This is a genomic window from Duganella sp. SG902 (assembly GCF_013376005.1).
In the GTDB taxonomy this organism is placed as follows: Bacteria; Pseudomonadota; Gammaproteobacteria; order Burkholderiales; family Burkholderiaceae_D; genus Rugamonas.
In genome coordinates this window covers 153,283-164,688 of sequence record NZ_JABMJK010000010.1, presented here as the reverse complement: position 1 = coordinate 164,688, position 11,406 = coordinate 153,283, and the positions used below count along the sequence as shown (strand labels likewise).

Below are 11,406 nucleotides of genomic sequence, written 5' to 3'. Positions count from 1 at the left end.
CATCATGCGCGACCTGCTTTTCCTCTGCCATCGCCTGCCTTTTCCGCCCAACAAAGGCGAAAAAATACGCGCTTACCACGCCTTGCAGTATCTGCGGCGGCATTTCCGTGTCCATCTCGGCACGTTTATCGACCACGAGGAAGACGCCGCCCACGCAGCCCAACTGGCCGCCGACTGCGCCAGCACCTGCTTCATGCGCATGCCGCCGCACTGGGCGCGGCTGTCGGCGCTGTCGGCCCTGCTGCGCGACGAGGCGCTGAGCCTGCCCTACTTCCGCCACGCCGGCCTGCAACGCTGGGTCACGAAAACACTCGCACAGCACGACATCACCGCCTGTCTGGCCTATTCCGGACCGATGGCGCAATACGTTCCCTTCAGCACGCCGCGCGGCCCCTTGTGGCGCGTGCTGGACCTGGTCGACGTGGACTCGGAGAAATGGCACAGCTACGCCGACAGCAAGGCCTGGCCGCTGTCGGGCCTGTACCGCCGCGAGGGCCGCCTGCTGCTGGAATATGAGCGCGCGGCGGCGGCCGAGTTCGATCGCGTGCTGCTGGTCTCGCCAGCCGAGGCCGACCTGTTCCGGCAGCGCGCGCCCGAATCGGCCGCCAAGATCGACTATTACAGCAACGGTGTCGACAGCGACTATTTTGCCCCCCAGCCGGCGCTGCCGTCGCCCTACGGCGCGGCGCGCGCGCTGGTCTTCACCGGCGCCATGGACTACGAGCCGAATATCGACGCGGTCAGCTGGTTCGCCGAACGCGTGCTGCCCGCGTTGCGGACCCAGCATCCGGCGCTGGAATTTCACATCGTTGGATCGCGGCCGGCGTCGCAGGTGCGCGAGCTGCGGCGCTTTCCCGGCGTGTGCGTGAGCGGCACCGTGCCCGACGTCCGGCCTTACCTGCAACACGCGGCGCTGGTGGTGGCGCCGCTGCGCATCGCGCGCGGGATCCAGAACAAGGTGCTGGAGGCGATGGCCATGCAAAAAATCGTGATCGCCTCGCCCCAGGCGCTGGAAGGCATACAGGCGGTGCACGGCGCCGAGGTCGTGCGCGCGGGCGGCGGCGCTGAATTCATCAGCGCGATCTGCCGTCAGTTGCACGCGCCGGAAGCTGGCATCGGCATCGCCGCGCGCCGGCGCATCCTCACTGATTATCGCTGGAGCGAGAATTTGCGGCGGCTGGGGCGGGTGCTTGGCGTGGACATGCCCGCGCGGGAAAGCGCGGCCACGGTGGAGGCGACGCGATGAACGCCGGCCGCGCCGCGCTGCTGTCGCCGCGCCGCTCCCCCGCGGCGGGCCCAGCGATGCCGTGGCAACACTGGCCGCACGCCTGCCTGGCCGTGGCGCTGGCGGCACTGTTGTTGATGCATCTGCCGACCGCCAGCACCATGGTCGGCATCTGGCTGCGTTCGCCGACCTTTAATCACGGGTTCCTGATCCTGCCCGTGGCTGGCTGGCTGATCTGGCAGCGGCGCGCCGCACTGGCGGCGATTGCGCCGCGCCCGTGGCGGCCGGGCCTGTTGCTGCTGGCCTGCCTGGGCCTGGTCTGGATGCTGTCGACCGTGGCCCATGTACAAGTGCTGCAGCAATATTGCCTTATCCTGTCGGGCATCGCCTCGGTCGCGGCCATCCTGGGACCGGCCATGACCGCCGCCATTGCCTTCCCTCTGGCCTACACCCTGCTGGCCGTGCCGTTTGGCGAAATTTTCATCCCGCCGCTGGTGGATTTCACCGCGCGCTTCACCGTGGCCCTGCTGCAAATCGGCGGCATCCCTGTCTTCCACGAAAACAACTTCATTGCCCTCCCCACCGGCAACTGGTCGGTAGCGGATGCCTGCAGCGGCCTGCGCTACCTGATCGCCTCGCTCGCGCTGGGCATGTTGTATGCCGGTGTCAATTACCAACGCCCGGCCAAGCGGCTGGTATTCATCACCGTGGCCTTGCTGTTGCCGATACTGGCCAACGGCTTGCGCGCCTGCATGGTGGTGCTGATCGGCCACTGGAGCGACATGCAATTGGCCGCCGGCATCGATCACCTGATCTACGGCTGGCTGTTTTTTGGCGTGGTGATGGCGTTGCTGTTCTGGTGCGGCGCGCACTGGCGCGATCCGGTGCGGCCGCCGCCCGGGCAGCGCGCGCAAGCTTTGGCCATACCCCAGGCGGCGCAATTCATCCGGATGGCGGCGGCCGCCATCGCCATCTGCACCCTCTGGCCGCTGCTGGCGGCGCTGGTGTTGCGTCCGCCCCCGCCCGATCCGGGGCCGGAACCCGAGCTACGGCTGGCCGCCCCGCCCGCGCCGTGGCACGCCAGCCCCATGCATGCAGCCGACTGGCGCGTGCTTCACCACGGCCAACCGCAGCGCATCGCCAACAGCTACCGCGACGGCCATCGCACCGTGTCGCTGCAATTGACCTGGTATCGGCACCAGGCCGACGGCGCCGAGTTGCTGGCGCCGGTGCGCCGCACGGTGGTGTCAGGCATGCCGCAGTGGGAGGAAGTCCGCAGCGAGCGCCGCACCTTGACCGTCGCCGGTCGCCGCCTGACGGTGCTCCAGTCGGTGCAACAGGCCGCGCACTACAAGCTGCTGGTGTGGCGCTGGTACCGTCAGGATGGCGTCGAGACCGTCAGTCCGCAGCATGTCAAGCTGTTGCTGGCCAAGGCGCGGCTGCTGGGCGGCGCCGACGCCGGCGCGGAAATCGTGCTTGCGGCCGGCTATGACGAGCAAGCCGATCACGCCGAGGCCGCCATGCGCGATTTCCTGACCGCCATGCTGCCCGCCATCGACCGGAGCCTGCGCCATGTCGAACGCTGACCCCGCCCCGCTGATCGTCCATTTGATCCACCGGCTCGACGTCGGCGGACTGGAGAACGGGCTGGTCAACCTGATCAACCACCTGCCGCCGGAGCGCTATCGCCACGCCATCGTCTGTCTGGAGGATTCCAGTGATTTCCGTTTGCGCATCCAGCGCCCGGACGTTGAAATCGTCAGCCTCAACAAACGCCAGGGCAAGGACTGGTCGCACTACCTGCGCCTGTTCCACACGCTCCGCCGCCTGCGGCCGCAACTGATCCATACGCGCAACCTGGCCGGCATCGAAGCGCAGCTGCTGGCGGCCGCCGCTGGCGTACGGGTGCGCATCCACGGCGAACATGGCCGCGACATCAACGACCTGGACGGCAGCAAGCGCCGCTACCGGCTGCTGCGCAAGCTATTGCGCCCGCTGATCGGCCACTTCATCGCCGTCAGCAAGGAGCTGGAACACTGGCTGGTCAGCAGCATCGGCGCCCGTCCGCAGCGCGTCACCCACATTTGCAACGGCGTGGACAGCCTGCAATTCCATCCCCGCCTCGGTCCACCCGCCGCCATCGGCCCCCAGGGCTTCATGCCCGAGCGCGCCTTCGTCATCGGCAGCGTCGGCCGCATGGCCGAGGTGAAAGACCACATCACCCTGGTGCATGCCTTCATCAGCCTGCTGGCGCGGGGCGACATCGCCGCGGAACGCCTGCGGCTGGTCATCATCGGCGACGGTCCATGCCGCCAATCGTGCCTCGACGTGCTGCGCGCCTCCGGCACGGCCGGCCTGGCCTGGCTGCCCGGCACCCGCCACGACATTCCGCAACTGATGCGCGCGATGACCGTGTTTGTCCAGTCCTCGCTGGCGGAAGGCGCGTCCAACACGGTGCTGGAAGCGATGGCCAGCGGATTGCCGGTGGTCGCGACCTCGGTGGGCGGCAATCCGGAACTGGTGCAGAGCGGCTGGACCGGCACGCTGGTGCCGCCGCGCGATCCCGCCGAACTGGCCGCCGCCATCAGCGACTACTACCGTTTCACCGGCATGGCCAACCAGCATGGCATCCGCGCCCGCCGCCGCGTGCTAAACGAATTCAGCATGGCCGCCATGGCCGATGCCTACCTCGCCGTGTACGACCGCCTTACCCAACAGCCATCGACGAAAGGATAGCCATGTGTGCGATCGCAGGAGTGTTTGATCTCTATCACCAGGCCGATATCGACCCCGTCCTGTTGCAGCGCATGACCGATATCCAGCGCCATCGCGGCCCGGATCAAGGCGGCATGCACCGCGAGCCCGGCGTCGGTCTGGGTCACCGGCGCTTGTCCATCATCGACCTGGCGGGCGGGCAGCAGCCGCTGTTCAACGAGGATCACAGCGTGGCGGTGGTCTATAACGGCGAAATCTACAACTTTAAGGCCTTGATGCGCGAACTTCAGCAATTCGGCCACATCTTCCGCACCCAGTGCGACACCGAAGTCATCGTGCACGCCTGGGAGCAATGGGGTGCGCGCTGTGTGGAGCGGTTTCGTGGCATGTTCGCGTTCGCGCTGTGGGACCGCAAACAGCGCAGCCTGTTCCTGGCGCGCGACCGTCTCGGCGTCAAGCCATTGCACTACGCCGTGCTGGACAATGGCCACCTGATCTTCGCCTCCGAGATCAAGGCCCTGCTGACGCACGACCAGCTACTCCGCGAACTGGATCCGCTCGCCATCGAAGACTATTTCGCTTACGGCTACATTCCCGAACCGCGCACCGCCTTCCGCCAGGTGCGGAAGCTGGAGCCCGGCCACACCCTGCTGCTGCGGCACGGCAGCGCGCCCGGGCAGCCAAGGCCGTACTGGGACGTGCCGTTCACACCGCAAACCATCACCAGCCCGGCCCAGGCGGCGGACGAATTGATCGAACGGCTGCGCGAAGCGGTGCGCATCCGGCTGGTGGCCGAGGTGCCGCTGGGCGCCTTCCTGTCCGGCGGCGTCGATTCCAGCGCGGTGGTGGCCATGATGGCGCAGGAGTCGGCCACCCCCGTCAACACCTGCTCGATCGCGTTTGACGACGCCCGCTTCGACGAATCGCCATATGCCCACCTCATCGCCGAGCGCTACGCCACCCGTCACCATACCCAGCGCGTGCGGCAACACGACGCCAGCCTGATCGACCAACTGGCCGGCCTATACGACGAGCCATTCGCCGACAGCTCGGCGCTGCCCACCTACCGCGTCTGCCAGCTGGCGCGCCAGCGGGTGACGGTGGCGCTGTCGGGCGATGGCGGCGACGAAAACCTGGCCGGCTACCGTCGCTACCGCTGGCACCTGCACGAGGAACGCCTACGTTCGCTGCTGCCTCCGGGCTTGCGCAAGCCCGTGTTTGGCGCGCTCGGCGCGCTGTACCCCAAGGCCGACTGGGCGCCGCGTCCGCTGCGTGCCAAGAGCACGCTGCAGGCGCTGGCGCGCGATTCCGTGGCCGCTTACTTTCACGGCGTCAGCATCATGAAAGATGAGATGCGGGCGCGGCTGTTCAGTCCATCCCTCAAGCGTGACCTCGGCCAATACCACGCCATCGAAGTGCTGCGACGCCACGCCGCCGCCAGTCCGGCGCAGGATGCCCTGTCGGCGGTCCAGTATCTGGATCTGAAAACCTACCTGCCCGGCGACATCCTGACCAAGGTCGATCGCGCCAGCATGGCGCACGGACTGGAAGTGCGCGTGCCGCTGCTCGATCACATGCTGGTGGAATGGATCTCCGGCCTTCCGCCCCGGCTGAAGTTGCATCGCGGCGTCGGTAAATACCTGTTCAAGCGGGCGCTGGCGCCCTACCTGCCGGACGATGTGCTGCACCGGCGGAAAATGGGTTTTTCCGTGCCGCTGGCGGACTGGTTCCGCGGTCCGCTGCGAGCCCGCCTGCAGCACAGCTTAAGCAGCCCGGTTCTCGCCAGCTGCGGCATGTTCAACATGGACTACGTGCAGCAGCTGTTGCAGCAGCATCAATCAGGCCGGTGCGACCACAGCGCGCCGCTGTGGTCGTTGCTGATGTTTGAATCCTTCCTGCGCCAGTTGCAGGAATCGCCGGAACAGCATGCGGAACGGCAGGCGGCATGATGCGCATCCTGCACATACTCGACCACTCGGCGCCGCTGCACAGCGGCTACACCTTTCGCACGCTGGCCATCCTCAGCCAGCAGCGCAAGATGGGCTGGCACACCATCCACCTGACCAGCGCCAAGCAAGGCGCGGGCGCCGCCGAGCAGCAGGTCGACGGCTGGCATTTCTTCCGCACGCCGCCGGCCCGGCATTGGTGGGCGCGCCTGCCGGTGCTGGGACAGCTGGCGGTTATCGCCGGCCTGACGCGCCGCATGCGGCAAATCGCCAGGGCCGCGCGCCCGCATGTGCTGCACGCGCATTCGCCGTCGCTGAACGCCATCGCCGCCCTGCGGGTCGGCCGCGCGCTGGATATCCCGGTGGTGTACGAAATCCGCGCGTTCTGGGAAGACGCCGCCGCCGACCATGGCACCAGCCCCTCGGGCGGTGTGCGCTACCATCTCAGCCGTGCCTTGGAAACCTACGCCCTGCGCCGCGTGGACGCTGTCACCACCATCTGCGAAGGCTTGCGCGCCGACATCATCGCCCGTGGCATTCCGGCGCCGCGCGTGACGGTGATCCCCAATGCCGTCGACAACCATCGCTTCCGCGCCGCGCCGCCGCCGAACCGCCTGCTGGCCCGCCGATTAGGACTGGGTGGGCAGCCGCTGCTGGGCTTCATCGGCTCCTTTTACACCTACGAGGGGCTGACGCTGCTGGTGCAAGCCATGCCGCGCATGCTGGCGTCCATGCCGGCGCTGCAATTGCTGCTGGTGGGCGGCGGGGCGCAGGAAGAGGAGTTGCGCAAGCTGGTGGCCAGACTCGGCTTGCGGGATAAAGTGCGCTTCGCGGGCCGCGTCCCGCATGATCAGATCGCCGGGTATTACAGCCTGATCGACATTCTGGTCTACCCGCGCCTGCCGATGCGTCTGACCGAGCTCGTGACGCCGCTCAAGCCGCTGGAAGCGATGGCGCAAGGCCGCCTGGTGGTGGCCTCGGACGTGGGCGGACATCGCGAAATGATCGAGCACGGCAAGACCGGCATGCTGTTCAGGGCCGGCGACGCGGAAGCGCTGGCGGCGCAGGTGCTGCATCTGGTGCGGCATCCCGAGCTTTGGCCCGTCTTGCGCCGGCAGGCACGCGCCTACGTCGAAGGCGAACGCAGCTGGAGCGCCAGCGTGGCCCGTTACCGCGACATTTACCAGCGTCTGCTGGCGCCAAGCCCATGAACGGACTGCGCATCGCCCTGGTCGGTCCCCTGCCCCCGCCGGCCGGCGGCATCGCCAATCAAACCATGCAACTGGCGGGCCTGCTGCGCGACGCCGGCGCAACGGTGGAGCTGGTTCAGGTCAATCCGCCCTGGCGGCCGCTTTGGGCGGCGCGCATGCGCGGCATGCGCGCCGCGTTGCGCCTGCCACCCTACCTGTGGCGGCTGTGGCGTGCCGCGGGCAGGGCGCAACTGCTGCACGTGATGGCCAACTCTGGCTGGTCCTGGCACTTGCAGGCGGCTCCCGCGATCTGGATCGGCTGGCTGCGCGGCAAAGGCGTGATCGTCAACTATCGCGGCGGCGAGGCCCCGCTTTTTCTACAGCGCAGCCCGGCGCTGGTATGTTTCAGCATGCGCCGCGCGCATGCCGTCATCGTGCCCTCCGCCTATCTGGTCCGGGTGTTCGACGCCTATGGCATTAGCGCTCAAATTGCGCCGAACATCGTCGATTTGTCGCGATTCCAACCAGCGCCGGACCGGCCCGCCGGAGCCCACGTGCTGATCGCGCGCCATCTTGAACCGCTCTACGACCACGCTACCGCCCTGCACGCGTTTGCCCTGTTGCGTAAAAAACTGCCGCAAGCCCGCCTGACCATCTGCGGCGAGGGCCCGGAGTTGCCGCGCTTGCGGATGCTGGCCGCATCGCTGCGGTTGCAAACCGCGGTGCGGTTCGCCGGAAAGACCGGGAACGCCGCCATGCCGCGGTTTTATCGGCAGGCCGACCTTGCGCTCAATCCCAGCCTGGCCGACAACATGCCCAACTCCGTGCTGGAAGCGTGGGCCAGCGGCGTGCCGGTCGTCAGCACCAATGTCGGCGGTGTGCCGGACCTGATACGCGATCAGCTCGATGGCTTGCTGGTGCCGCCCGGCGACGCCGACGCCATGGCGGCCGCCATGTACAAGGTGCTGAGTACCCCCGATCAGGCACATGCGCTGTCCGCCGCCGGCCTGTCCAGCGCACAACGCTACAGTTGGCGGCGCGTGGCGCCGCTTTTGATGGCGCAGTACCGCCGGGTGCTCAACCGTCCGCCCCGCTCCGGCTACACCTCCCTGGTTTCCAGCGTCGTGTTCCCGCTGCACGAGCGCTTCAAGCGTCACCAGACGGCGCCGCTGCGGCGGCAGATGGAAGCCAGTCAATGGTGGTCGGCGGAAGACATCCGGAAGCTCCAGGTTGAGCGCCTGCGCGCGCTCCTGCTGCATGCTTCCGAGCATGTACCGTATTATCGCCAGCAATATGCGCGCATCGGCTTTGATGCCACCCGCGTTCATGACGTGCGCGACCTGCGTTGCCTGCCCGTCCTGCGCAAGGCCGACATCAATGACAACCGCTTGGACTTCTTGTCCGACGAGGCAGGCCGCCTGCAGCGCTTCACCACCGGCGGCTCCAGCGGCGAGCCGTTGATTTTCTACCTCGGCAAGCAACGCATTAGCCACGACGTGGCGGCCAAATGGCGTGCCACCCGCTGGTGGGGCGTCGATATCGGCGATCGCGAAGCCGTCATGTGGGGCTCGCCGATCGAATTGCACGCTCAGGACCTGTGGCGCGCGCGCCGCGACCGGCTGATGCGCAGCGACCTGCTGCCGGCCTTCGACCTGTCACCCGCGCGCATGGATGCGTATCTTGTACGCCTGCAAAAACAGCGGCCCGCCATGTTGTTTGGCTACCCATCCGTGATGTGCCTGCTGGCGCAGCACGCGCGGTCGCGCGGCGTGGCGCTGGACCAGCTCGGGGTACGCGTGGTTTTCGTCACCGCCGAGCGGCTGTACGAGGATCAGCGGATTCTGTTGAGCAGCGCGTTCAACGCGCCGGTCGCCAATGGCTATGGCGGCCGCGATGCCGGCTTCATCGCCCACGAATGTCCGGAAGGCGGCATGCACATCACCGCGGAGGACGTCATTGTCGAGATTCTCGACACCCAAGGGCAGCCGGTGGCGGCCGGCGAGAGCGGCGCCATCGTCATCACCCACCTGGCCAGCAAGGATTTCCCTTTCATCCGCTACGCGACTGGCGACGTCGGCGCGCTTGACACCCGCCCCTGCCCGTGCGGACGCGGGCTGCCGCTGCTGAAGCGGGTGGAGGGGCGCGTCACCGATTTCGTCGTCGCGCGTGACGGCACGGTGATGCACGGATTGGCGCTGATCTATATCCTGCGTGACTTGCCGCAGGTGCGTTCCTTCAAAATCATCCAGGAAAGCCTGGACTGCACGCGTGTGCTGCTGGTGAGCGTGGACGGCCTGCCGCCAGCGCTACGGCTTGGCATCATCACCCAATTCCGCGCCCGGCTTGGCGATAGCGTCGAGATCGTGATCGAGGAAGTCAGCGCGATTCCGGCGGAAGCCTCGGGAAAGCACCGTTACGTCATCAGCAAAGTGGGAGCGTCGTCATGTCCTTGATTTTTCATAGCCTGATTTTGCTGGTGCTGTGCTACACGCTGCACAAGCTGCGGCAGGCGCACCTGCTGCTGTTCGATCTGCGCGACCAGTCCCACCAGGACAACACGGGTCTGTTCCGTCAGCTGGAGGCGCTGCAAGGGCTGTACGTCGAACTGGATCTCAAGGCCAGCTTGCCGCCGACGCGCGGCTGGGCCGCCTCGCCCGATTTCCTGCTGGAACTGGCGCGGCATGCGCGCGCGGCCAGGCCCGGCGTGGTGGTGGAATGCAGCAGCGGCACCTCGACCCTGGTGCTGGCGCGTTGCATGCAGTTGAATGGCGCGGGCAAGGTGTACAGCCTGGAGCACGATCCCCATTACGCGGCGCAGACCCGGCAACAACTCCGGCGCCACGGCTTGCAGGACTGGGCCGAGGTGCTGGACGCCGCCTTGCGGCCGCACACCCTCGCCGGCGAAAACTGGCCGTGGTACGACTTGAGCGCTCTGCCGTCCGGGCTCGGCATCGACCTGCTGGTCATCGACGGCCCGCCCCAGGCGACCCGCGCCCTGGCCCGCTATCCCGCGGGCCCTTTGTTATTCCTCCACCTCAATCCGGGCGCACAAATATTCCTGGACGATGCCGGCCGCGACGACGAACAAGCCATCGTCGCACGCTGGCGGCAGGAATTTCCCCTGCTGGCGCACGCCACCCGCGTCTGTGAAAAAGGCTGCGCCGTGCTCACAAAGCCGACCTGACCATGGCGGTTTCCGCCGGATGCTCACGGTGATAGCGGTCGCGCGCTGCGCGCTGCGCGGACTGGTGGGCCGGCAGCGTGGCGGGCGTCAATTCCACACCGAACGATTCTCCGTGGCCGAACATCCGCGCCAGTATCCGTTGTCCGACGTTCTCGCGGTAATGGGAGGCCTCCCAGTAATTTTCCATCTCGGCGAGGCCGCTGAGTTGCGGCGGTGCTTCCATCGTGACGCTGTTAAAGCCTGAAAAATCAAACAGCCGCGTGTCGCAGCCCGATTCGCGGTGCCGCTCGGCCAGTGCGGCCAGCCGTCCCTGCCAGGCCTCCAGCGCGGACCATTTTCCCGCCCAGTACAACACGTCGCTCGTCATGGCGTGCGTGGGATTGATGTACAGGCGTACCTGCGTGCCCGCCCGGCACAGCGCGGCGACACCGTGATCGAGTTCTCGCATGGCGTCCGGCGTTGGCCCGGCGCCCCGGGCGAAGTCGCGCACGCGCGGCAGCATGGCCGCGCCGGAACCGCCCAGACTGTCGATACGCTGCTGCACACAACGACCGTCGCGCTGCCCCAGCAAGGCCAGGCTGGACAGGCAGACGCCGCCAAACGTCCCGCGCAAGACCCGCAGCGTATCCAGCGTCATGTCCACGCTGAGCGCGCGCTTGAGGTTGATGAGTCCACGCCGCGCCAAATAGTGCCGGTCCGCCGCCACCAGTTCGCGGTCGAAATCCGTGTTGCCGATCTCCATGGAAAAAGACGGCGCGTCGATGCCCCACACCACGGTGTCCAGCCTGCCGACCGCCGCCGCGTGCCGCACCATGGCCGCCGCATCGCCCAGCGAGGCGCCGGACAAGGCCGCATTGAACACGCGCCTGTCTCCGAACAGCGGCGTCTGCACCGGCAAGCCCAGCTCCGTGCGCGAATTGCCGACGTACAGCACCTGCGGCTGGAAGCGCGCGAGCGCGTAGGTCTTGCCCCAGGGACTGAGTTTTTCGCGGCCCGGCAGCAGGCGCCGCAAGTGCGGCGAATCCCACTGGTGCGTCAGGTAGGGATCGACGTGGTAATTCAGCGCCGCCACCGCGCCGCACGTCAGCAAGGTGATGCCTGAAAACAGCGCCACGTAGCCGCGCCATGCCGTTTGGGTGTCCATGT

Annotated in this window: 8 protein-coding genes; 7 read left to right on the top strand and 1 reads right to left on the bottom strand. The window is 67.3% G+C overall.

All coding sequences use genetic code 11. The features are described 5' to 3' along the window. The first annotated feature begins 4 nt into the window (after nucleotides 1-4). Genes FHW83_RS20850 through FHW83_RS20820 form a run of 7 tightly spaced genes read left to right on the top strand, consistent with a single transcriptional unit; the run spans nucleotide 5 to nucleotide 10,260 of the window. Nucleotides 5-1,246, top strand: a complete 1,242-nt coding sequence (locus tag FHW83_RS20850) for a TIGR03087 family PEP-CTERM/XrtA system glycosyltransferase (RefSeq protein WP_176648269.1) — start codon at nucleotides 5-7, stop codon at nucleotides 1,244-1,246. Further along, nucleotides 1,243-2,811, top strand: coding sequence for an exosortase A (gene xrtA / locus FHW83_RS20845; RefSeq protein ID WP_176648268.1), 1,569 nt, complete (start codon nucleotides 1,243-1,245; stop codon nucleotides 2,809-2,811). Before FHW83_RS20850 ends, xrtA begins: the two co-directional genes overlap by 4 nt. Then, the gene (locus tag FHW83_RS20840; RefSeq protein ID WP_176648267.1) at nucleotides 2,798-3,961 is read left to right on the top strand and encodes a TIGR03088 family PEP-CTERM/XrtA system glycosyltransferase; all 1,164 of its coding nucleotides are present in this window, start codon (nucleotides 2,798-2,800) and stop codon (nucleotides 3,959-3,961) included. The genes xrtA and FHW83_RS20840 overlap by 14 nt, the downstream gene beginning before the upstream one ends. 2 nt (nucleotides 3,962-3,963) lie before the next feature. Next, complete coding sequence (locus FHW83_RS20835) at nucleotides 3,964-5,889, top strand: XrtA/PEP-CTERM system amidotransferase (protein WP_176648266.1); 1,926 nt, start codon at nucleotides 3,964-3,966, stop codon at nucleotides 5,887-5,889. After that, nucleotides 5,889-7,097, top strand: coding sequence for a TIGR04063 family PEP-CTERM/XrtA system glycosyltransferase (locus tag FHW83_RS20830; RefSeq protein WP_218106383.1), 1,209 nt, complete (start codon nucleotides 5,889-5,891; stop codon nucleotides 7,095-7,097). Before FHW83_RS20835 ends, FHW83_RS20830 begins: the two co-directional genes overlap by 1 nt. Then, nucleotides 7,094-9,529, top strand: a complete 2,436-nt coding sequence (locus FHW83_RS20825) for a glycosyltransferase (protein ID WP_218106376.1) — start codon at nucleotides 7,094-7,096, stop codon at nucleotides 9,527-9,529. The genes FHW83_RS20830 and FHW83_RS20825 overlap by 4 nt, the downstream gene beginning before the upstream one ends. After that, the gene (locus FHW83_RS20820; protein ID WP_176648264.1) at nucleotides 9,520-10,260 is read left to right on the top strand and encodes a class I SAM-dependent methyltransferase; all 741 of its coding nucleotides are present in this window, start codon (nucleotides 9,520-9,522) and stop codon (nucleotides 10,258-10,260) included. Before FHW83_RS20825 ends, FHW83_RS20820 begins: the two co-directional genes overlap by 10 nt. On the opposite strand, the gene FHW83_RS20815 is transcribed toward FHW83_RS20820, so the two are convergent. After that, nucleotides 10,244-11,404 (bottom strand): hypothetical protein, encoded by a 1,161-nt coding sequence (locus tag FHW83_RS20815; RefSeq protein ID WP_176648263.1) that lies wholly within the window; start codon nucleotides 11,402-11,404, stop codon nucleotides 10,244-10,246. The genes FHW83_RS20820 and FHW83_RS20815 overlap by 17 nt on opposite strands. Between the last annotated feature and the right edge of the window lie 2 nt (nucleotides 11,405-11,406).

Bases quoted from the DNA above. Each gene is read 5' to 3' on its own strand.
- xrtA (WP_176648268.1), top strand. From the start codon at position 1,243: ATGAACGCCGGCCGCGCCGCGCTGCTGTCGCCGCGCCGCTCCCCCGCG.
- FHW83_RS20815 (WP_176648263.1), bottom strand. From the start codon at position 11,404: ATGGACACCCAAACGGCATGGCGCGGCTACGTGGCGCTGTTTTCAGGC.
- FHW83_RS20840 (WP_176648267.1), top strand. From the start codon at position 2,798: ATGTCGAACGCTGACCCCGCCCCGCTGATCGTCCATTTGATCCACCGG.
- FHW83_RS20830 (WP_218106383.1), top strand. From the start codon at position 5,889: ATGCGCATCCTGCACATACTCGACCACTCGGCGCCGCTGCACAGCGGC.
- FHW83_RS20825 (WP_218106376.1), top strand. From the start codon at position 7,094: ATGAACGGACTGCGCATCGCCCTGGTCGGTCCCCTGCCCCCGCCGGCC.
- FHW83_RS20835 (WP_176648266.1), top strand. From the start codon at position 3,964: ATGTGTGCGATCGCAGGAGTGTTTGATCTCTATCACCAGGCCGATATC.
- FHW83_RS20850 (WP_176648269.1), top strand. From the start codon at position 5: ATGCGCGACCTGCTTTTCCTCTGCCATCGCCTGCCTTTTCCGCCCAAC.
- FHW83_RS20820 (WP_176648264.1), top strand. From the start codon at position 9,520: ATGTCCTTGATTTTTCATAGCCTGATTTTGCTGGTGCTGTGCTACACG.